We start from the raw sequence: 20,156 nt of genomic DNA on the forward strand, positions 1-20,156 counted from the left end.
ATCAAGGGTGACCTGCCTGTCCCATTTCCCTTGAAGGGGCCAGCCTCGGCCCCGTGCGGTAATCCGGACCCTACATGAGAAACGCATGACTTGCCGCCGCCCTTTCCGCCCGGAAGGTGCGGCGGTTCTTTTTTTAGAGCTGACCGGTTTTGATGATCTCAATAGTCGCCGACAGGACAGAGTTGACCGCGACTGAGGCCAGTATCATCCCCATTACGCGGCTGATGATGGCTGCACCTGAATGCCCGATTAACCGGATGATCGGTTCTGCCAGTAGCATCAGCACAAACGCGATGGCGATCACGGCTAGCATAACCAATGCAGTGATACTTTGATCAGCGACGCTGTATCGGTTGTTGTCGGTCAAAACAACGATAGCGAGCATCGCGCCAGGGGAGGCGAGGGATGGAACGGCGAGCGGGAAAATGGCCGGGTTGGTCTTGTGCATTTTATCGTCCAGGTCCTCTTCGGCCTGACGTTGTTCAATCTCTTGCTTGCTTTCGCCAAAAATCATGGTCAACGCGAAGAGGAACAGTATTATCCCACCGGCAACCTGAAACGAGTTCAGGCCGATGTCCAAAGCCTCGATCACAAGTTGTCCGAAGATGAGAAAGAACATTAGTATTCCCGCGCTCACCAATGCCGCCAATAGGGCGGTCTTGCGACGGGCCCCAGCGGCAATACCGGCAGTGACGGCGATAAAGACGGGGATCGTGCCGATCGGGTCGATTACAACCCAAAGCGTCACGAAATGTTCCAGCAAATTGTTCACGTTAACCCCCAAATCAATTAGGGGCACACTATACGTCTTTGTTTGGAAAGGCCACGATCAGGCGCAGTTGGCTTGTTCTACCTGCTCCATCGCTTCCGCAGTTGCGTCCAGTGCCAACAAGATCGACGCATGCCGGTTCCTATAGTCCCGTGCGGGCATTAAAACCTCGAGCCCGTCAAATGGAGCGTCGGGGGCCGGGCCGTCTTTCTTCAACATTGCCGAAAGCTGATCACGCGCGGTTTCTACCTGAGCCCGTGTCGTACCGATCACCGCGCTGCCGACAACCGAAGCCGAAGCCTGGCCCAAAGCACAAGCCTTAACATCCTGCCCGAAGTTGGTAATCCGACCATCCTCGACTTTGACGTCAACAGTTACTGTCGAGCCGCATAAAGGTGCACGTTTTTTCACTGTCGCATCGGGACTTTCCAAGCGGTCCAGATGCGGAATATCCGCCGCCAGCGCCAGAATGCGTCCGGAATAGAGCTTGATTAGATCGGTTTCGCCGCTCATGGCTTTCCCTCGTTTTCTATTCCCCATACATAATGGCGAGATTCTGGGATGCAAAAGGTTTTTGCGATGGCTGACACAGTCTTGTTTGACCCGTCGACACTGAAATTCAACGAGGCTGGTTTGATCCCTGCGATTGCGCAGGATGAAGAAACCGGTGAGGTTCTTATGATGGCATGGATGAACGCCCAGTCCATCGAGCGCACGTTGGATACTAGGCGCGTCACCTATTGGTCGCGGTCGCGACAGGCGTTCTGGGTCAAAGGCGAAAGTTCGGGCCATGTGCAGGAGTTGGTGGATTTTCGCGTCGATTGTGACCGGGATTGCCTTCTGATCGTAGTGAAACAAACGGGTCCGGCCTGTCACACAAATCGGCGGAGTTGTTTCTATACAGCGGTTCGCGATGGCACCGAAGTCGAGCTTATGTCACCGATTGAATGAAGCGTTAGGCGATCGGTTTGCTTCTCAGATCAAAGCCCGACCATCGCTCTGATTTCGGCCGGTGTAGCGCCTTGATCGCGATAGAGAGAAATCGCGCGCGCATCATCTCGTTTTGCAAGCCGTTTGCCAGCCTCGTCCCGGATTAGACGGTGGTGGTGATATACCGGCGTTGGAAGCCCAAGCAAGCCCTGCAGCAAGACGTGTATCTGCGTAGCGTCGAACAGATCTTCACCTCGGACCACATGCGTTATGTCCTGATCTGCGTCGTCAACGACTACGGACAAATGATAAGAACTGCCCATATTGCGCCGAACGAGGATGATATCGCCGACTGCGTTGAGAAGCGTATCGGCATTAAGTGAGTGCGTTCCCGCATGTTTCGCTCCGGTTTCACGAAAAGTGCGAAGCTCTGACGCCTCTAGCGCTTTTTCCATATTGAGGCGAAGAACATCCTCGGGGCCCGCATCGAGCAGGAGCCGCTGACGGCATGTACCCGGATAGATGCGCCCATCTGGTCCAAACTGGGGCGCTCCTTCCTGTGGGGCCCCAGCCGCGGCCTCGATATCGGCACGCTTACATTGGCAAGGGTAAACCAACTTCAGATCGATCAAGGTTTCGAGCGCGTGTCGATATTTTTGAATTCGATCTGATTGGCGCATCACCGGCAGAGGCCATGTCAGGCCAAGCCAGTGCAGATCGTCATAGATTTGGTTTTCCCAATGAAGGCGAGAACGCGACTGATCTATATCTTCGATCCGCAAGTGGAATTCTCCACCTGCAGCCTGCGCTTGATCATGGGCCAGAAGTGCAGAATATGCATGGCCCAGATGCAATGGACCTGTCGGAGAAGGCGCAAAGCGCGTTATGAATCTCACGCTTTTTCAACAACATAGACGTTAGATTTCATGTCCATTCCGGGGAGGTGAGGGCCATATTCACGAAATAACAACCGTGCGTGCCCCATGTCCAGCCAATCGTTGAGACGCGCGGTATAGGCGTGATCGGCCAAGGTATGGTCATTGAAAGAAAAGGCCAGATACCCACCGCGTGGTAACGCATTCATAAGAAGATCAAATGTTTCAGGCGGAGCCGCGCCGGCTCCAATAACCCCTATGGATGTGATGGCAGAGTAAGCACCCGCCTCAATCGGTTCGGGGTTGGTGACGTCAAAGCCTATCAGATTGCGATAGACACCCTTGGCCGCTGCCCCTTTCAGCATATTCGGCGATGGGTCCATGCCGTCGATCACGTGGAAACCGGCCTTGCTCAGCGCAACACCCGAAAGCCCTGTGCCACAGCCATAGTCCAGAACCGGCACTTGGGCATCTGCGATAAATGACCACAATGCGGCGGCAACACGATCCGGGGTGACGTAGCCATGCTCATCGACTTCATCATCATACGAAGCCGCCCAATTCTGATAGTGTTCCTGCGTTTCCTGGGCAGAGTTCAGATTGTATGTGTTTTTCAGAAACTTGTCGCTCATACCTCACATGTTAGGCGCAGGGTAGGCGTGCCGTCCAGTCAACACTGGTTTAACCAGTCTCTCCAGACAGCTTTTGCCCGGTCTGTATACGCCTTGTAGCGATCTTTACGGCCCCGACGACCACCTTTCAGACCATCGACCGGGCGGAATAATCCGAAATTCACGTTCATGGGCTGGAACGTTTTGGCCTCAGCACCGCCGGTAATATGGTGGATCAACGCGCCCATCGCGCTGTCTTGAGGCACTTCGGGCAAGGTCTTGCCCAAAATCTCGGCGGCAGCAAGACGACCAGCCAGCAGGCCCATCGCGGCACTTTCAACATAGCCTTCAACCCCAGTGATCTGGCCCGCAAATCGAATATTGGGCCGGGATTTCAGCCGCATCTGCGCATCTAGCAATGTCGGAGAATTGATGAAGGTATTACGATGAATGCCACCCAACCGCGCAAAGCTGGCGTTTTCCAGCCCTGGGATTTTACGAAAAACATCCGTTTGTGCGCCGTATTTCATCTTGGTCTGAAAACCAACGATGTTGAATAAGGTGCCCAAGGCATTGTCACGCCGCAATTGAACAACAGCGTGTGGCTTTACATCCGGTTGGTGCGGATTGGTCAGACCAACGGGTTTCATCGGACCGTGACGCAAGGTTTCACGGCCGCGCTCGGCCATTACTTCGATCGGCAGGCAGCCGTCGAAATAACCAGCGGTTTCACCCTCGTGGAACTCGGTCTTGTCAGCCGCCAGCAGCGCATCAATGAAGGCTTCGTGCTGTTCACGATCCATCGGACAATTGAGATAGGCCGTCCGTTCTTCTTCGGTCTCGCCCTTGTCATAGCGCGACTGCATCCATGCTTTGCTCATATCAATGCTGTCGGCGTAGACGATAGGCGCTATGGCGTCGAAAAAGGCTAGTGCTTCGGCACCTGTCTCTGACCGTATGGCCTCACTCAAGCCGGGTGAGGTCAGCGGGCCTGTGGCGAATATCCAGTGGCCCTCACTGGGCAGGCTGATGACCTCCTCGTCAGTGACTGATACGTGTGAATGTGCCTTCAACTTGGCGGTCACAGATTCAGCAAAAGGATCACGGTCAACCGCCAGGGCACCACCTGCTGGTAGGCGGTGGCTATCAGCCGTGGTCATAATCAACCCGTTTGCTGCGCGCATTTCCCAATGCAGCAATCCGACAGCGTTCTGTTCATCATCATCTGAGCGGAACGAGTTCGAACATACCATCTCGGCCAGATTGCCGGTCTGGTGCGCAAAGGTACCTACATTAGGTCGCATTTCGTGGATCACAACATCCACGCCCATTTCCGCCGCCTGCCAGGCGGCCTCGGACCCGGCCATGCCGCCGCCCACGATATGCAATTTGTCTGTCATGGGCTGCCAAATAGGTCACAGCAACGTCATACGCAATGCGAAGATATCAGCAACTTTGCGCAGGGAGTTTTTTGGGGTCGCCGCTGCGGGAATGTCTGCGCCGGTGAGAGAAACCAGCTGGAGGGACCTTCCGCCCACGGCGACCCAAAAGCATATTCAGGCCTTGGCCTTGTCCCAGCATTGCCACAGTGTCGCCCTTTTGAAAAGTGAAAAAATGCGAACAGTGCTGAAAAATGTATGAAATAACAGCGTCACTGATGCCAATTGGGCGGACGTTTCTCTATAAATGCGCTTATGCCTTCCTCGGTATTCCGGTCCATCATATTCTGTGCCATTACTTCGGCAGTATACGCGTAGGCCTTGTCAACGGGCATGTTAACTTGTTGATAAAAAGCTGTTTTACCGATTTTCACCGCACTGCTAAGCTTTGCCGCCAACTTCTCTGCAAGCGCATCAGTTTCTTCCGCCAGCAGGTTTTCAGGGACAACCCGATTGATCAGACCAAGCTCGGCTGCGCGCTCGGCTGAAACAAAATCACCGGTCGTCAGCATCTCAAACGCCTGTTTACGCGGAATATTCCGGCTGAGTGCCACCATCGGGGTCGAGCAAAACAGGCCGATATTAACGCCATTTACGCCAAACCGTGTACCCTCGGCCGCAATTGCCAAATCACAGGTTGCTACCAGCTGACAGCCTGCCGCCGTGGCGATTCCGTGCGTCTGGGCAATAACAGGCTGGGGCAGGGACTGGATAGATAGCATCATCTTTGCGCAGCGGTCGAACAGATCCTGAAAGTAAGAAAGCCCTCGGTCGCTGGCCTGTCGTCCTTGCGTCATCTGTTTCAGATCGTGCCCGGCACAAAACGCTTTTCCTGCCCCTGAAAGAACAACGACACGAATCGAATTATCATCACGCAGTGCATCGAGCTCGGCCTGCAACGCGGCGAGCATTTCGTCACTCAGTGCATTCAAACGCTCAGGCGCATTCATCTTGAGCCGCGCAATAGCTCCTGTGTCGTTACGTTCCAGAATTGCCATCTTGCCCTCCCGCTGGCGTTCGGGCCAACTCTAGGCGGGCAGAGCCATGAGGGGAAGCATGTCGTTAGCACTGAGCAAACAAGATTTGACAGAGTATCTGGAAGAAGTATTTCCACAGGTCCACAGCGATTTTGTTGTGGAAGAACTGACCGAGACGTCAATCACGATGCGACTAAGGGTCGAGGACCGACATCTGCGCCCTGGCGGCACCGTATCCGGGCCGTCCATGTTCGGGCTGGCAGATGTTAGCGTTTATGCGATGGTTTTGGCGCGAAAGGGTCGGCAATCGCTGGCGGTAACTACAAACAGTTCGCTGGATTTCCTTCGCAAGCCGGAAGGTGGCACCGACTTAATTGCCGAATGCAAGTTGCTGAAATTAGGTCGAACATTGGCAGTAGGGGATGTGCTGATGTACTCGAACGGCTCGGACAAACCGGTCGCACGGGCGAGTATGACGTATTCCATTCCTCCAGAAGGTTCAGCCGCCGCCGCGTTTGGATAAAAAAGGGCCGGGGACAAACCCCGGCCAGTAAGAGGTCCCTTAGATGGGACTGGGGATAATTACTTCATCCAGAAGTAGCGGCTTACTTCTTCATCAGCGCGATGGCGGGTCAGTCCTACATCGCGAAGCAGCCTGTCATCCAGCTTGCCTAAATTGACGCGGCTTCGGCGGCGTTGTTCCCACTGTGTGACAATCGCCGCAAACCGCACGGCCAGCGCGGCGATCAGCGGCAGCCGAGGGCTGTCGTTCAGCAGCAAGAGGGCGGGGTTGTGCATTGCGCGTGTCATCTTGGGTATCCTTTCAAATTGTATTGACACAAAGCTAAGATGTTCGGTACAGTGCGTTGATACATTTAACATTGTATCGAAATCAAAGGAAGAATTGTAATGGATACAATTTGGCCAGAGGCATTACCTAAATCCAAAGGCCCAAAGTACACTCTGGTCGCCGACACGATCCGAAAAGCAATAGATAACAAGACACTGGAGGTTGGAAAGAAACTGCCTCCGGTACGGGAACTGGCGTATCGATTAAAGATCACACCAGGCACTGTCGCGCGTGCCTATACGATCCTGACCGATGAAGGCTTGCTACAAGCCGAAGTCGGGCGTGGTACATTTGTCGCCCCGCCGCGATCGCCCATTTTGGATGATGTCTGGTCGCGGCAGTTGCACCTGAGGGACGATAAATATGAGTCCAACGTTAGCCTGTTCAGCCCACGCCTGCCGGATGTAGGGCAGGTGACCTTAATCCGCGAATGCCTTGAAAAGGTTGCGAAAGGCGATCCGCGGATGTTCATGAACTATCCAACCCGCGATGCTTATCTACCGGTGCGCCAAGTTGTGACTGACTGGTTATCGGATCTTCCACTTGGTTCATTGAATGCTGATGACATTGTACTGACGCATGGCGGACAAAGTGGTATTTGTGTTGTTTTTCAAACCGTACTGAGGGATCCCAGACCCGTCGTACTGGTCGAGGATCTATCGTATGCCGGTTTCCGGCGGGCCGGCGAGTTGATGCGCGCCGAGATTGTCGGGGTAAAGATGGATAAATGGGGCATTAGCCCCGACGCGCTGGATCACATCCTCAGGCAAACCAAGGCGCAGGCGATCTGCGTCTCACCCGAGGTGCAGAACCCGACGGGCGGGCATTCTCCGCTGGAGAGGCGTAAAGAAGTGGTCGAGATAGCGCGAAAGTATGAATTGCAGATCATCGAAGATGATTGCTATCGCATGGGTGAGGCACGCGCGCCCAGCTATCGTGCGTTGGCACCTGAGCGGGGCTGGCATGTCTCTTCAATTTCCAAAACGCTGACGCCAGCGCTACGTGTTGGATTCGCGATTGCCCCGCGGGAGCGAAGCGTAGATTTGCGCCGATCTGCCGAGTACGGGTACTTTGGGTTGGCCCAACCCTTAGCCGAATTGACGCGACTATTGTTGGGGCACCCAGAGGCGAGGCAACTGGCACGAGATGTTCGCTCCAAGATGGGAGAATATGTGCGGGTCGCAGTAAACGCCTTGGGCGGCTTTGACCTCAATTGGGATTCAGAGATTCCCTTTGTGTGGCTGCATCTACCTTCGGGTTGGCGCTCTGCTGCCTTCAGTCGCGCAGCTGAACGTGAAGGTATTCAATTGCGATCTGCCGACGAATTCGCGCTTAGGGACGGCAGGGCACCGAATGCTGTCCGAATTGCAGTGAACGGGCATGTCTCGTTAGCTAAATTCGAAGATGCAATGCTGCGCCTGCGCGCGTTGTTGGATAACCCACCCGAACAAATAAGCGTCTAAGTTTTAATTCAACGGGGAAGGGTCGCCAAAAAAACCGGCCAGATGCCCAATCTTGCCGTCGGCATCGAGGCGGATGAAATCATGCCCCGCAACCATGATCGAACCATCGGGTGAAACCATATGCCAAGTGAAGTGGACGACGTCATGATGTGAGGTGGGGGCGCTTGTCAGTTCAACGCGGCCTTGCGTATCTTTCAGGACTTCTCCGATATGTGCGCATAACTTATCTCTTCCAGTTACCGCAGCGGTAGGATCGACATAGCGGCCATTGCCAGCAAAACATTGATCAAGCAGTTCCAGTCGTCTATTCGGGTTCGTTTCCTGCCAGGCCGCACCATAAGCGGCAATTACATTGTTTAGTTCTTGCATGGTAGCCTCCGGGGACAGGTTGGTTTTAATGAGTGGGTTACAGTTGCGCGCCTAATAGATTTAGATAGGTTGGCGGATAAATCATTGGGGTAAAATAATACCTATTTTGTAAGTATCTGTTATCGCATAATTTATTCTACCTTGCGTGTATTGACCTGCATCACGAGTAGGTCTAAACCCCATCCATCGAATTCGGGCCGCTCCGCCACGGGGCGGTCTTTCACATCAAACAGGACTATCCTGCCATGAAAACCTTTTCTGCAACACCTGCAGACATCGACAAGAAATGGATCCTGATCGACGCAGAAGGCGTTGTTCTGGGCCGTCTTGCCTCGATCGTCGCCATGCGCCTGCGTGGCAAGCACAAAGCGTCGTTCACCCCGAACATGGACATGGGCGACAACGTCATCGTGATCAACGCTGACAAAATCCAGATGACCGGAAAGAAGCGCGAAGAGAACTTCTACTGGCACACTGGCCACCCGGGCGGCATCAAGTCGCGCACCAAGCAGCAGATCCTCGAAGGGGCACACCCCGAGCGCGTCGTGACCCAAGCGGTCAAGCGCATGCTGCCGGGCAACCGTCTGGCACGCCAGCAGATGACCAATCTGCGCGTTTACGCCGGTGCCGAGCATCCTCATGAGGCGCAAGCGCCCGAAGTTCTGGATGTTGCATCCATGAACAAGAAAAACACCCGGAGCTAATGACCGATGGCTGATCAGATCAATACTCTCGAAGAGCTGAGCGCCGTCGCAGGCGTTGAAACCGTGGCCGAAGAAGTCATCGTGCGTGAACCCGTACGTGACGAACTGGGCCGCTCCTATGCCACCGGCAAGCGTAAAGACGCCGTTGCCCGCGTTTGGATCAAGCCGGGTTCCGGCAAGGTCACCGTGAACGGCAAGGATCAGGACAAGTATTTTGCGCGTCCCGTTCTGCAGCTGATCCTGCGCCAGCCGTTCCAGGTTGCTGGTGTTGAAGGTGAGTTCGATGTTGTTGCAACCGTCAAAGGCGGTGGCCTGACGGGGCAGGCCGGTGCGGTCAAGCACGGCATCTCGAAAGCGCTGCAACTGTACGATCCGAACCTGCGTGGCGCTCTGAAAGCCGCTGGCTTCCTGACCCGCGACAGCCGCGTTGTGGAACGTAAGAAATACGGTAAACGCAAAGCGCGTCGTTCGTTCCAGTTCTCGAAGCGTTAATCGCTGCGAACTTCGAATTGGAAAGGGCTCGCAACTGCGAGCCCTTTTTCTTTGGTGGTTTTATTCTTCGTAAACCAGTTTCCACGCACCATTTTCGACGACGCTGACAAAGACAGTGTCAGCACCCTGATGGTCATCCGGCCCATAGGTTATCTGGTTGCCGACCAGCTCATCCATGTAATCCAGCGACTCCATAGCGGCGATGAAGCTTTCGTGGGTCAGGTCAGGACCTGCCGCCTCGAGCGCTTTGACCATCATCTCGGCTGCTGAATAGCCAAGCATTGAGAAACCGACCGGATCCTCACCTGTAGCCTCTTTATATTCTGCGATAAACGCTGCCGGGGCAGGTTCTTCCGCGCGTGCCCAGAGATCCAACCAAGACGCCGCGGCATAAAATCCGTCCGTGACGCCACCGGGCACCTGTGCGACCACGGTCAAGAAGCTGGCCGAGGTTCCGAGGAATTTCATGTCGGTCAGGCCCATCTTTTTGGCCGTTCCGACAACGGTGATCGCCTGACGTACGCCGAGAGCCATGGTGACGATATCGCAACCTTCTTCCTTAAGCTTGCTCAAAGACCCTACGAAATCTGTCTCGTCCGGCTTATGGGTGGTCTCTGCGCCGAAAGTGATGCCAGCTTCTTCAGCCCCAGCTTTGCTGCCTTCCAGGATTTCCTCGCCGAAATCGGTGGGTAGATACATTGTGCAGACGGTTTGCGATCCGAATTCACCGTTTAGATATTTCACTCCAATCCGCGCCTGGTCGTAATAGGTCGAGAACGACGTGAACTTGTTCTTCATCGGCTCTTGCAGCATCTGCCGCGCGGCGGTCAGAGGAGCGACGTTGGGAATACCTTTCGGGTCCAGCAGCTTGAACCCGGCGACGTTCATCGGCGTACCCAGCGATTGCAGCATGGCAAACACCTTATCGCGGTTCAGAAGCTTGTTATAACCCTGCATCGCGCGTGGCATCTGGTAGCCATTATCCTCGACCACAAAGCGAATCTGACGCCCGTGAACGCCGCCCTTAGCGTTGACCCGATCAAAGACCACATTCGCGCCCTTCGTGGCCGGTACTCCCACGGCAGCGAAGATGCCACTGAGGTCGTTAACAGAGCCAATGACGATCTCATCATCGCTCACACCCTGGGTTTGCGCCCAGCCTATTGTGGCAGATGCAGTTAATGCCGTGGCTGCAGCAAACCCCTTAATCAGTTGTTTCATATTTCTCCTCCCTGTTGGGTAGTCCCTTAACTAATTGTACATATCTTCAATGAGATGTGCGTGTTTCTTTTCCACAAGACCACGCTTGAGTTTCATCGTCGCAGTCAGCTCTTCATCCTCTGCAGTCAGCAACACATCGATCAAACGAAAATCCTTGATCTGTTCGACCCGTGCAAACTCTTTGTTTACGGCTTTGATCTCTGCACCAATTAGTTCGGTGACTTCCGATGCCCAACAGAGGGATGCAAAATTCGAGAAGGGGATTTTACGCTCTTGCGCGAATTTCTCGACGTTCTCCTGATCGATCATGATCAGAGCAGTTAAATACTTACGCCTGTCCCCGATGATTACCGCGTCCGAGATGTACTGGCTGAACTTCAATCCACTCTCGATCTCGGCGGGCGTGATATTCTTGCCACCCGCAGTGATGATGATGTCCTTGAGGCGACCTGTGATGGTGACAAAGCCATCCTCGTCGATATGCCCCATATCCCCGGTGCGCAGCCAGCCGTCGCAGGTGAAGCTTTCAGCCGTTTTGGCATTGTTGCGCCAGTAGCCCTGAAAAATGTTCAGACCTTTAACCTGAATTTCCCCATCATCCGAAATACGCATGTCGTTGCCGGGCACTGGCATTCCAATGGTGCCGATCTTGTTGACCCCAAGCGTGTTCAACGCTGCTATGCCGGCGGTTTCCGTCATCCCGAACCCTTCGACAATTGGTACGCCGATGGCCCAATACCATCTAAGCAGATCAGGAGAGATCGGCGCTGCGCCAGAGCCACCCCTACGGAGTCGGTCTAGGCCCAGCATCCGGCGGAGGTTGCGCAATACCAGCCGATCCCAGAACCAGAACCGCATCGCGACAGGCGAGGGCACAGGCTTGCCCGTAAGGATGTAATCAGCCCGCGCCGTGCCCGCCTTGAGCGCCTGCACAAAAGCGAAACGCCCGGTCGGCGTGGCTTCTTTTGCCATGAACATGACCTGCGAGTAGATTTTCTCCCACACTCGTGGAACGGCGGTAAAGGTGGCGGGAGAGACTTCTTGCAGGTTGGCGAATACCGTTTCGGGGCTTTCGGCGAAATTCACTGTGCTTTTCATCGCCAGTGGGTAATAGATCGACACATCGCGCTCGAGGATATGACAGAGCGGCAGAAAACACAGTTGTTCGTCGGTCGACTGAGACGGCAGGGAATGCGCCCCGGCCTCGATCGCCGCCATGATGTTTTCATGGCTTAGCATGGCGCCCTTAGGATTGCCGGTGGTGCCCGATGTATAGATGAGCAAGGCAGTGTCTTGTGTCGAGGCCGCAGCGATCTCCGATTCGAATGCGCCAGGTTCTTCGGCCTCAGCCTGCCGCCCCAGAGCGTACAAGTCCCCAATCATCATGCAACGCGGATGGTCGAGATCGTGCAGGCCTTCGTCTTCAAGGATAATGACCTTAAGCAGATCAGGTAGGTCCTCTTCCACCTCGAGGAACTTGTCCAACTGCTCTTCGTCTTCAACGATCAGAAACCGGCTGCCACTGTCGTTGATCAAATATTTCAGCTGGTTGGCAGAGTCCGTTGTGTAGACGCCCGAAGCAATCCCTCCGACGCATTGGATGCCCATATCGAACCATGCCCATTCCTTACGGTCTTCGGACAGGATTGACACAACTTCGCCACGTTGCAGGCCCAACTTGCGCAGGGCCAGCCCGATCCATCTGGCGTGCAGCCAGTAGTCGGCCCATGAATAGGATTTCCAGATGCCGAAATCCTTTTCACGATGCGCTGTGCGTGATCCCAACTCGGCACAACGTTTTTGGAACAGCTTGCAAATCGTCACGCAACCATCAACCCGCAGCGGGCGCTGCCCGGGCGTCGCGTTGAACTGCACGCCGTTGATCGTGATCTGAGGGGGTAGGGGGTTCGCGTCCATCCGGCTCACCTCCACGTCTTCTTGCGTTTCCAGCGGCGGTTTTCGCGCGCGCCTTCTTCCTGAACGCCCAAATAGAAGTTCTGGATGTCTTCGGATTGCAGCAATACATCGGCGGCACCATCCATGACGATCCGCCCGATCTCCATAACATAGCCATGATGGGCAAGTTCCAAGGCGGCATTGGCGTTCTGTTCAACCAGCATCATCGTCATTTTCTGCTCGTCATTGAGGCGCTTGAGGATGCCAAAAATCTCTTGCACCAACAACGGTGACAGGCCCAGCGAGGGCTCGTCCAGCAGCATGATACGGGGGTTGGCCATCAAACCGCGCCCGATTGCCAGCATCTGCTGCTGTCCACCAGACAAGGTGCCGGCCTCTTGACCCCGGCGTTCTTTCAGAACGGGAAAGTAGGAAAAGACCAGATCGCGGTCGTGATCGATCTGACCTTTGTCTGACAGGGTATACGCGCCAAGGCTCAGATTCTCATCGACGGTCAGTAGCGGAAAAACCTCGCGCCCCTCTGGCACATGGACGATGCCTTGCTGTACGACCTTGTGCGGTTCCGATCCCTGTATCTGCAGGCCGTCGAAAGTAATGGTTCCCTTCTCGGGGTCCATCACGCCCGAGACGGTTTTCATTAGTGTCGTCTTGCCTGCACCATTCGCACCAAGGATCGAGACGATCTGCCCTGCATGCACGTCGAGCGAAACGCCGCGAATGGCCATGATCGGGCCATAGAAGCTTTCGATATTGCGGATTCTGAGAATTGGCTCATTCATGAGGCTTTCCCCAGATAAGCCTCGACCACGGCTGGATGCGATTGAACCTCAGCAGGGGTTCCTAGCGCAAGTTTCGCTCCGTCAGCCATCGCCAGCACCCGGTCGGAAACGCCCGAGACCAGTCCCATGTCATGTTCCACCATCAGCACGGTGATCCCCATCTGCCGTCGGATATCATCGATCCACCAGCGCATATCGGTGGTCTCTTCAACCGACAGGCCCGAGGCGGGTTCATCCAGCAGCAGCAGTTTCGGATCGGTGGCCAGCGCGCGTGCAACCTCGACCACCTTACGCACACCATAAGGTAGGCCCGAGATCATCTTGTCGCGGAAAGCCTGAAGATCGAGGAAGTCGATGATCTCTTCTACCTTTTCACGGTTTTCAATCTCTTGCTTGCGCGCAGCGGGCGTAAACAGAATTTCCGAGAACAGGTTGGTTTTGCGGTGCCGGTGGCGCCCGACCAGAAGGTTCTGTAGAACGGTCGCGTGTTCGAACAGTTCAATGTTCTGGAATGTACGTGCCACACCATAGGCCGCTACGGCCGAAGGTTTCACGCGCAGCAAGTCGTGCCCATCGAACCGGATCGCCCCTGCGTAAGGATCGTAAAACCGGGAGATCAGATTGAAGACTGTAGATTTGCCAGCCCCGTTCGGACCAACGATGGCAAAAACCTCGCCCTCCTGAACATTAAATGACAGATTATCGACTGCGGTGAGACCGCCGAATTTCAGTGTGACGCTTTCAAACTCCAGCAAGTTCATCTCAGACGCTCCGTCTTGAGATACGATTTTTGTCGTTTGAACATGTCCTTGCGGTAGAAGGGGAACAGCTCGAACCACGTCCGGATTTTCAGCCATCGGCCATAGAGGCCCATCGGTTCGAACAGGATGAAGCCGATCAGGATCATGCCGAAGATGCCGAACTCCAAGCCCGGAATGGCAACGGTGTTGCCGCCAAATAAGGCAGCTGCATATTCCTTCGAGATCGACAGGAACTGCGGCAGGAAACCGATCACGATTGCACCCAGAAACGCGCCATGGATAGAACCCAATCCGCCGATCACGATCATCATCAGCAATTGGATCGAAATGACGACACTGAAAGTCTCGTTGTTGAACGCCCCCGCAAACATTCCCATCAGTGCGCCTGCCAACCCAGTAACTGCACAAGACAGGGCGAACGAGATCGTCTTTGTGCGCGCGATATCCACGCCCATCGCCTGCGCTGAGACCTCAGAATCTCGTACGGCGATGAAGCTGCGGCCCAAGGGCGCGCGCAATAGGTTGATATAGCCCAGTGTCACGACAACGGCGACGGCCAGCACCAGCCAGAAGAACGGGGCCGGGGTGGCCCAACGATCGACCAGATGTCCAAAGATCTCGACACCACCCAGATATTTACCCGCGACACCTCCGGTGATGGGTTCGGCCAGAACGATGATGTCGTCCATGAGCACAGACAGGGCCAAAGTAAAAATCGCAAGATAGATGCCGTGCAGACGCAGGGCAGGGATGGCAACCGTTGCACCAACGATACCGGTCAACAAGCCCGCCACCGGGAAAGCCAGTAGAAAAGGTACGCCCGCTTCTATGAGCACAACATTTGCATAGCATCCGACGGCCAGAAATGCGGCGTGGCCGAGGCTGGCTTGTCCAGTGTGACCGGTCAGGATCATCAGGCCGAGCCCTGCTATTGCCCAGATCAGCACATTGGTCAGTTCACCCAGATAGAAATCATCCAGCCACCAGGGCGCAGCGGTAACGATTGCCAAAAGGATAAGATAGAGGCTGAGTTGATAGCCATCCTTCCAGGGGCGGATGTCTTGCATATAGTCGGTTTTGAACACGATCCGCATGGCGCTCAGACCTTCTTGACCCGCACCTGGCTGAACAGCCCGTGCGGTCGAAAGATCAGTACCGTCAGCAAGAGCGCATATGGTGCGATCTGGCTGTATCCGGCGGCGACATAGCGGCTGGCAAAGGGTTCGATCACTCCGACAATCAGCCCTCCGGCCAATGCACCCGGAAGGCTGCCGAACCCTCCGATCACAGCGGCCGCAAAGGCTTTGATTCCCAGCAATCCGGTCGTGGGATCAACCGAGCCTTTGGCGGCGAACAATATTCCGGCGATTCCGGCAACGACACCTGCCAAGGCCCAGATAAACCCCTGAACGCGCTTGACCGGGATACCCATATAATAGGCTGCCAACTGGTTCTGAGACGCACCCTGCATGGCAAGCCCCAACTTGGTCTTGCTGAAAAACACATAAAGGCCCCAGGTGAGTAGGATAGTGATGACGATAACGGCCACATCTTCCATGCCTAGAACCAGTCCACCAAACCGGATTTCCTTCCCGGCCAGAGGATTCTGCAACGTTTGTGGCTCGTGCCCCCAGATCAGACCGGCGGCAAACCGGATCACAAAGCCCAAAGCGATGGTCAGGATCACGACCGCGGTCTGACTTTCACCAAACAGGCGACGGATGATCAGCCGATCAATCAAATATCCCAACGCCCCCATAATCATCAATGAGATTGGCAGCGCTAGCCAGAAGGGCAGACCCATATATTCAGTATTCGTAAGGCCGATAGTGACAAACGCACCCAGCATCATGAAATCGCCTTGCGCGAAATTCACCGCCTCGGTCGCTTTGTAAATCAGAACAAAGCCCAGAGCGATCAGGCCGTAAACGCAGCCATTCGCCAGCCCGCTGATCAGCAGCTGTGCGTTATCCAATCTCACCCTCCCTCAGCCGGTTACGTCCGGCGCTTTGTTCTACTATGGCGTGATAATCACCTTGCCGTCACTCTTTTTTAGAGCGTCTGCCAGATTTGGCAGTACTTCTCGCAACGAAAGCCTTGCGGAAACATCAGTGTGCCAGTGTCCGTCCGCAAATCGCGCCTGTACTTCGCCGACAACGCGCATTTGATCAGCCGGGGGCGTGTCCATCATCCAGCGGGTCAACCAAAACCCTTCGATCCGTTTGCTCATAAAGATCAACTGTCCCATCTGGGTCAGCTTTGGCAATTCAGTGCTGAGCTTGCCGTAACACACCCAGCGCGCGCCATTGGGCATAGCACAAAACACTTGCTCGGACAGTTGGTCCGCAACGGCATCAAGGAACACACGAGGTTTTAGGGTTTTGCTGATAGTCGCGAACTGCGTGGCTGCATCAGCGCCACCAGTCACCACCACCTCTGCAGCGCCGAGGGCCTTTAGCGGGTCAACCGTCTCAGCTCGTCGCACCAACGCGATTGGTTTCAACCCAAGGTCCCGCCCAAGGCTGCACATCAATTTTCCGAGTTGGCTGGTTGCTGCGGAAACTACAAAGGCCTCACCTGCATTCTTCGCGATATCCACCATCGCCATAGCTGTCAGAGGGTTAACAATCTGCGCAGCACCGTCTTCGTCTGAGATATCGGGCCGCAAAGGGATGCACATCTGAGCTTGCGTAACGACATATTCGGCCCATGCACCTGAGCCTGCTGCAACAAACGCCACCCGCTGATCCTGCAGGGCCTCGGCGCCGGCTCCTGTGGCTACAACGTCTCCACATCCTTCGAAACCCGCAGCAGCACCTTTGACCCGAGGCTGACCGTATTCGCCTTTGATAAAATGGATATCAGATGGGTTAACCGAGGCAGTTCGCAATCTGATCAACACCTGACCCGGCCCGGGAACGGGCAAGGGCAGATTAGCTTCGGCCAACCAATCCGATGCCTTTTCCAAAGTGGGTCCGGTGGCAGTACCGGAATAGCCGTCATGTGTTTGAACAATGGCAATCATGGAGTCGGGCAGAGCGATCATTTTACAATCCTTTTGGAAAGGAAGTTCAACACAATGTGGAAACTACTTCAACGTAACACTTTGACAAACATCTAAAATTGTATTTCCCAGTGTTGCAGAACCAAGCATTCGTGGGTTTGTTGTATTACTTTGCACGATCGCAACACTAAGGAAATCAAAGTGCCCAAGCTTAGCTGAACCAGCCCCAACCGGGCTGGTTCAAAGTGCCGCGCTACTGCGTCAGCAAGTTGCGCAGGTCTTGTATCTTGGCGACGATCAGCTCGGGCGATGCTTTAATATCGTCGAGAATCGTAAGAGCTTTGGATTTAATATCCTCAGTTAGAGTGCTGTCCTGGATCGATGTGACCATGGCGTCATAGTCAAAATTCTGTGCAGTCAGCATTCCCTCTTGAACCCAGGAATTAAACAGCTCTTGCCCCTGCGCCGTGAGCGCAGCAACTTGCTCTCCGGCGTCGGAAGCTGCATCGCTGGCTTGTTCTGCGACAGATGACGCCGCTTCACTTGCCTGATCTGTAACCGAAGATGCGGCCTCAGACGCTTGCTCGGTCGCCGCTTCAACCGCATCGCTCGCAGCCTCTTGAATGGCTGTGGCTGCCTCGCCAACAGCGTCGGATGCGTCCTCGGCAGCCGATTGAAGCTGTTCGGCCGGTGTTGGTTCAGGTTTTGTGGCGAAATAGTATGCCCCTCCGCCAATGATGGCGATGGCAACAATTAACAATAGACGCGACATAGGAGGTCTCCTTCAAATAATGTGTCGCCGACATGGGTTGAATTTACCCTAGCGCCAAGGGGAAAACCCGTGAATCTGCAGCACATTCCGGGTTTGAGCTACACTGTGCTGATAGGCATGGTATCCGGTGGCAACATCATGCCGTATTCGGTCGATTGATCAGATAAAAACATGTTTCGGAAGTTTGTGGTGGAAACTCAAGCGTCCAACTAGGCTCAGGACTCATAGCCAATAAATAACGAGCGCGGCGAGCGCGATTGCGGACAGAAAGACCTTCGGGCATCTGTCGCATCTTGTTGCAACTCGCCGCCAGTCCTTCAGCCTGCCGAACATGATCTCGATCCGGTTACTTCGTTTGTATCGTCGCTTGTCGTATCGAACTGCCGTCTTGCGTTGTTTTCGACCGGGGATACAGGCGCGTATTCCTTTGTCTTTCAATGCTTCTTTGAACCAATCAGTGTCATAGCCTCGATCACCCAGCAGCCAATCGACCTTTGGTAGACTGGAAACGAGAGCCCGATCGCCGGTGTAATCAACTGACCTGACCGGCGGTTATGAAGAAGTTCAACGGTCATCCAGTGCTGTCACAGATCGCGTGAAGCTAGGTGTTCATCCCGCCCTTTGTCCGCCCGACCAGACGGCTACGTCCCCCTTTTTCACCGCAAGGCTCGACGCCGCGCGATGGGCTTTGAGGCAGGTTGCGTCGATCATGACTGTATTCTTTTCACCTTGATCTGCGGCCAAACCAATCAACATCTCAGCAAAGATACCCTTATCGCTCCATCGCTTCCAACGATTGTACAATGTCTTGTGCGGCCCGTATTCTTTGGGTGCGTCGTGCCACCTTAACCCATTGCGATTGATGAAGATAATCCCGCTCAGCACACGCTTATCGTCAACCCAGGGCTTGCCATGGGACTTCGGAAAGAAAGGTGCAAGCCGCTCCATCTGCGCGTCGCTCAACCAGATTAGATCAGATATGTTCACCGCTCGTTTTTCGACCCGTGAATCACGCAGCCAAACGGAATTCAATGGCTCCTGAGCCTAACAATTTCAGTTGGCGAAATAATCTGTCCAAGTAGGTTAATATACTGACACCGGGCTTGTCGTTCCTCTAACGACACACTCGAGTTCGCAACAGATTTTAAAAGGTTCTGGATGTTCTGACGTAATGTAGTCGGTGAACCTCTCGCCGGCGAGTTTGCCGATATTTTCTGCCGGGATGCGAATGGTTGTGAGGCCCGGCTCAACATCCGCTGATCCTTTGAAATCTCCGATGCCGATAATCGACAGGTCATCGGGGACCTTCAATCCAAGACTTTGGGCTGCAAACAATGCTCCCTGTGCAATGACGTCATTTCCGCAAAGCAGCGCCGTTGGACGAGAGTGCTTCGATAAGAGGGTCAGGGCTGCTTGCTTAGCTTGCGACACACTATACGGGGCTTCAGACTCATGTTCACTCGGAACGGAAATACCCATTTCGTTAAGCGCAGCATGCACTGCAGATATCCGATGTTGGGCGCGGTCATTGCCATTGGTTTGGGGAAAGATCAGCCCAATGTCACGGTGCCCCAAGGCCAGTAGATGTTCCGTCGCAAGACGCCCGGCCAGCCGATTGTCGGCCCCAACACACGGTAGGATGGATTCTTCCGAAAAATTCCATATAGCGAGCGCGGGTATTTTCTGCTGTTCGATCAGTCGGGCGGTGGCGTCAGAATGTTCCAATCCAACCAGCGCCACTCCGTCGACACGATGTTCAAGAAATTTTCGTACCATCGCGTATTCCCGATCGAGGTCATATCCATGCGACGCCAGCAACAGGCTGAATCCGGCATTGTCGATTGAGTCCGAGAAGGCCTGAATCACTTCGGCAAAAATGGCGTGGTTGATCGTGGGGACGACCAGCCCGATGGTGCCGGAACGTTTGCCATGCATCGTCTGCGCCGCACGGTTTCGGATATACCCCAACTTTTGCACCGCCCGATTGATCTTTTTCCGAGTCGCGGGGTTGACCAAATTCGGATGATTGAACGTGCGCGACACTGTTGACGGTGACACTTTTGCGGCCTTTGCAACCGCTACAATATCCACCTTACCCTTTTGAAAATTAGACATAATATTCTCTCACTTGATCGAATTTATGAAAACATTTGCAATACTATTTTCATCGCCTACGCTGATTTGTCAACAAAAGTAAAAGTGTGAACCGATGGGTTGGGAGGC

Annotated in this window: 21 protein-coding genes and 2 pseudogenes; 5 read left to right on the forward strand and 18 right to left on the reverse strand. The window is 54.5% G+C overall.

All coding sequences use genetic code 11. The annotated features are described in order from the left end of the window. Positions 1–133: 133 nt before the first annotated feature. Both ACR0DU_RS02820 and ACR0DU_RS02825 read right to left on the reverse strand, forming a co-directional pair. On the reverse strand, positions 134–772 hold the full coding sequence (locus tag ACR0DU_RS02820; protein WP_170470084.1) for a MarC family protein: 639 nt from the start codon (positions 770–772) through the stop codon (positions 134–136). Between the two features lie 57 nt (positions 773–829). After that, complete coding sequence (locus tag ACR0DU_RS02825; protein WP_480872368.1) at positions 830–1,282, reverse strand: iron-sulfur cluster assembly scaffold protein; 453 nt, start codon at positions 1,280–1,282, stop codon at positions 830–832. 48 nt (positions 1,283–1,330) lie between these two features. Here ACR0DU_RS02825 and hisI point away from each other — a divergent pair, with 48 nt between their 5' ends. Further along, entirely contained in the window at positions 1,331–1,720 is a 390-nt protein-coding gene (hisI, locus tag ACR0DU_RS02830; RefSeq protein WP_480605567.1) for a phosphoribosyl-AMP cyclohydrolase, read from the forward strand. A 29-nt stretch (positions 1,721–1,749) separates the two neighbouring features. Here the strand turns inward: hisI and gluQRS are convergent, their stop codons facing one another. The 4 genes and pseudogenes from gluQRS to ACR0DU_RS02850 form a co-directional block, all read right to left on the reverse strand. Further along, entirely contained in the window at positions 1,750–2,595 is an 846-nt protein-coding gene (gene gluQRS, locus ACR0DU_RS02835; protein WP_480872370.1) for a tRNA glutamyl-Q(34) synthetase GluQRS, read from the reverse strand. Then, positions 2,592–3,206, reverse strand: a complete 615-nt coding sequence (locus ACR0DU_RS02840; protein WP_480872372.1) for a class I SAM-dependent DNA methyltransferase — start codon at positions 3,204–3,206, stop codon at positions 2,592–2,594. The genes gluQRS and ACR0DU_RS02840 overlap by 4 nt, the downstream gene beginning before the upstream one ends. A 38-nt stretch (positions 3,207–3,244) precedes the next feature. Further along, positions 3,245–4,585 (reverse strand): methylenetetrahydrofolate--tRNA-(uracil(54)-C(5))-methyltransferase (FADH(2)-oxidizing) TrmFO, encoded by a 1,341-nt coding sequence (trmFO, locus tag ACR0DU_RS02845; RefSeq protein WP_480872374.1) that lies wholly within the window; start codon positions 4,583–4,585, stop codon positions 3,245–3,247. Between the two features lie 251 nt (positions 4,586–4,836). After that, positions 4,837–5,631: pseudogene (locus ACR0DU_RS02850) on the reverse strand (enoyl-CoA hydratase); the annotation flags it as partial. Between the two features lie 49 nt (positions 5,632–5,680). On the opposite strand from ACR0DU_RS02850, the gene ACR0DU_RS02855 reads away from it, so the two are divergent. Beyond that, on the forward strand, positions 5,681–6,124 hold the full coding sequence (locus ACR0DU_RS02855; protein ID WP_480872376.1) for a PaaI family thioesterase: 444 nt from the start codon (positions 5,681–5,683) through the stop codon (positions 6,122–6,124). A gap of 59 nt (positions 6,125–6,183) precedes the next feature. On the opposite strand, the gene ACR0DU_RS02860 is transcribed toward ACR0DU_RS02855, so the two are convergent. Continuing rightward, positions 6,184–6,411 carry a DUF1127 domain-containing protein gene (locus ACR0DU_RS02860; RefSeq protein ID WP_010440019.1) on the reverse strand — a complete coding sequence of 76 codons (228 nt, stop codon included), beginning with the start codon at positions 6,409–6,411 and terminating at the stop codon, positions 6,184–6,186. A 99-nt stretch (positions 6,412–6,510) separates the two neighbouring features. Here ACR0DU_RS02860 and ACR0DU_RS02865 point away from each other — a divergent pair, with 99 nt between their 5' ends. Beyond that, a complete protein-coding gene (locus ACR0DU_RS02865) occupies positions 6,511–7,914 on the forward strand; it encodes an aminotransferase-like domain-containing protein (protein ID WP_480872378.1) in 1,404 nt (467 codons plus the stop codon). 3 nt (positions 7,915–7,917) lie between these two features. Here ACR0DU_RS02865 and ACR0DU_RS02870 read toward each other — a convergent pair whose 3' ends face one another. Next, positions 7,918–8,283, reverse strand: a complete 366-nt coding sequence (locus ACR0DU_RS02870; RefSeq protein WP_480872380.1) for a nuclear transport factor 2 family protein — start codon at positions 8,281–8,283, stop codon at positions 7,918–7,920. A 245-nt stretch (positions 8,284–8,528) separates the two neighbouring features. On the opposite strand from ACR0DU_RS02870, the gene rplM reads away from it, so the two are divergent. Together rplM and rpsI are read left to right on the forward strand one after the other, a co-directional pair. Further along, a complete protein-coding gene (rplM, locus tag ACR0DU_RS02875; protein WP_010440027.1) occupies positions 8,529–8,987 on the forward strand; it encodes a 50S ribosomal protein L13 in 459 nt (152 codons plus the stop codon). Between the two features lie 6 nt (positions 8,988–8,993). After that, positions 8,994–9,479, forward strand: a complete 486-nt coding sequence (gene rpsI, locus ACR0DU_RS02880) for a 30S ribosomal protein S9 (RefSeq protein ID WP_010440030.1) — start codon at positions 8,994–8,996, stop codon at positions 9,477–9,479. A 60-nt stretch (positions 9,480–9,539) separates the two neighbouring features. Here rpsI and ACR0DU_RS02885 read toward each other — a convergent pair whose 3' ends face one another. From ACR0DU_RS02885 to ACR0DU_RS02930, 10 genes and pseudogenes are all read right to left on the reverse strand, one after another. Then, positions 9,540–10,700 (reverse strand): ABC transporter substrate-binding protein, encoded by a 1,161-nt coding sequence (locus tag ACR0DU_RS02885; RefSeq protein ID WP_480872381.1) that lies wholly within the window; start codon positions 10,698–10,700, stop codon positions 9,540–9,542. A 30-nt stretch (positions 10,701–10,730) separates the two neighbouring features. Beyond that, on the reverse strand, positions 10,731–12,617 hold the full coding sequence (locus ACR0DU_RS02890) for an AMP-dependent synthetase/ligase (RefSeq protein ID WP_480872383.1): 1,887 nt from the start codon (positions 12,615–12,617) through the stop codon (positions 10,731–10,733). 5 nt (positions 12,618–12,622) lie between these two features. After that, positions 12,623–13,396, reverse strand: coding sequence for an ABC transporter ATP-binding protein (locus tag ACR0DU_RS02895; RefSeq protein ID WP_480872384.1), 774 nt, complete (start codon positions 13,394–13,396; stop codon positions 12,623–12,625). After that, a complete protein-coding gene (locus ACR0DU_RS02900; protein ID WP_480872385.1) occupies positions 13,393–14,157 on the reverse strand; it encodes an ABC transporter ATP-binding protein in 765 nt (254 codons plus the stop codon). Before ACR0DU_RS02900 ends, ACR0DU_RS02895 begins: the two co-directional genes overlap by 4 nt. After that, the gene (locus ACR0DU_RS02905) at positions 14,154–15,251 is read right to left on the reverse strand and encodes a branched-chain amino acid ABC transporter permease (RefSeq protein WP_480454863.1); all 1,098 of its coding nucleotides are present in this window, start codon (positions 15,249–15,251) and stop codon (positions 14,154–14,156) included. The genes ACR0DU_RS02900 and ACR0DU_RS02905 overlap by 4 nt, the downstream gene beginning before the upstream one ends. Before the next feature lie 5 nt (positions 15,252–15,256). Further along, a complete protein-coding gene (locus tag ACR0DU_RS02910) occupies positions 15,257–16,132 on the reverse strand; it encodes a branched-chain amino acid ABC transporter permease (protein WP_480872386.1) in 876 nt (291 codons plus the stop codon). 42 nt (positions 16,133–16,174) lie between these two features. Next, complete coding sequence (locus ACR0DU_RS02915) at positions 16,175–17,203, reverse strand: alcohol dehydrogenase catalytic domain-containing protein (protein ID WP_480872388.1); 1,029 nt, start codon at positions 17,201–17,203, stop codon at positions 16,175–16,177. Positions 17,204–17,414: 211 nt separating this feature from the next. Then, entirely contained in the window at positions 17,415–17,933 is a 519-nt protein-coding gene (locus ACR0DU_RS02920; protein WP_480872390.1) for a hypothetical protein, read from the reverse strand. Between the two features lie 222 nt (positions 17,934–18,155). Then, a pseudogene (locus ACR0DU_RS02925) lies at positions 18,156–18,914 on the reverse strand (IS5 family transposase). A gap of 102 nt (positions 18,915–19,016) precedes the next feature. After that, on the reverse strand, positions 19,017–20,048 hold the full coding sequence (locus tag ACR0DU_RS02930) for a LacI family DNA-binding transcriptional regulator (protein WP_480872392.1): 1,032 nt from the start codon (positions 20,046–20,048) through the stop codon (positions 19,017–19,019). Positions 20,049–20,156: the final 108 nt, after the last annotated feature.

The organism is Ruegeria sp. G2 (genome assembly GCF_056533505.1).

What these genes read in the sequence shown, in the direction of transcription:
- ACR0DU_RS02865 (WP_480872378.1), top strand. Translation starts at nt 6,511, where the DNA reads ATGGATACAATTTGGCCAGAGGCATTACCTAAATCCAAAGGCCCAAAG.
- ACR0DU_RS02890 (WP_480872383.1), bottom strand. Translation starts at nt 12,617, where the DNA reads ATGGACGCGAACCCCCTACCCCCTCAGATCACGATCAACGGCGTGCAG.
- rpsI (WP_010440030.1), top strand. Translation starts at nt 8,994, where the DNA reads ATGGCTGATCAGATCAATACTCTCGAAGAGCTGAGCGCCGTCGCAGGC.
- ACR0DU_RS02860 (WP_010440019.1), bottom strand. Translation starts at nt 6,411, where the DNA reads ATGACACGCGCAATGCACAACCCCGCCCTCTTGCTGCTGAACGACAGC.
- ACR0DU_RS02895 (WP_480872384.1), bottom strand. Translation starts at nt 13,396, where the DNA reads ATGAATGAGCCAATTCTCAGAATCCGCAATATCGAAAGCTTCTATGGC.
- ACR0DU_RS02885 (WP_480872381.1), bottom strand. Translation starts at nt 10,700, where the DNA reads ATGAAACAACTGATTAAGGGGTTTGCTGCAGCCACGGCATTAACTGCA.
- ACR0DU_RS02900 (WP_480872385.1), bottom strand. Translation starts at nt 14,157, where the DNA reads ATGAACTTGCTGGAGTTTGAAAGCGTCACACTGAAATTCGGCGGTCTC.
- ACR0DU_RS02905 (WP_480454863.1), bottom strand. Translation starts at nt 15,251, where the DNA reads ATGCGGATCGTGTTCAAAACCGACTATATGCAAGACATCCGCCCCTGG.
- rplM (WP_010440027.1), top strand. Translation starts at nt 8,529, where the DNA reads ATGAAAACCTTTTCTGCAACACCTGCAGACATCGACAAGAAATGGATC.
- trmFO (WP_480872374.1), bottom strand. Translation starts at nt 4,585, where the DNA reads ATGACAGACAAATTGCATATCGTGGGCGGCGGCATGGCCGGGTCCGAG.
- ACR0DU_RS02870 (WP_480872380.1), bottom strand. Translation starts at nt 8,283, where the DNA reads ATGCAAGAACTAAACAATGTAATTGCCGCTTATGGTGCGGCCTGGCAG.
- ACR0DU_RS02855 (WP_480872376.1), top strand. Translation starts at nt 5,681, where the DNA reads ATGTCGTTAGCACTGAGCAAACAAGATTTGACAGAGTATCTGGAAGAA.
- ACR0DU_RS02825 (WP_480872368.1), bottom strand. Translation starts at nt 1,282, where the DNA reads ATGAGCGGCGAAACCGATCTAATCAAGCTCTATTCCGGACGCATTCTG.
- ACR0DU_RS02930 (WP_480872392.1), bottom strand. Translation starts at nt 20,048, where the DNA reads ATGTCTAATTTTCAAAAGGGTAAGGTGGATATTGTAGCGGTTGCAAAG.
- ACR0DU_RS02840 (WP_480872372.1), bottom strand. Translation starts at nt 3,206, where the DNA reads ATGAGCGACAAGTTTCTGAAAAACACATACAATCTGAACTCTGCCCAG.
- ACR0DU_RS02915 (WP_480872388.1), bottom strand. Translation starts at nt 17,203, where the DNA reads ATGATCGCTCTGCCCGACTCCATGATTGCCATTGTTCAAACACATGAC.
- hisI (WP_480605567.1), top strand. Translation starts at nt 1,331, where the DNA reads ATGCAAAAGGTTTTTGCGATGGCTGACACAGTCTTGTTTGACCCGTCG.
- ACR0DU_RS02920 (WP_480872390.1), bottom strand. Translation starts at nt 17,933, where the DNA reads ATGTCGCGTCTATTGTTAATTGTTGCCATCGCCATCATTGGCGGAGGG.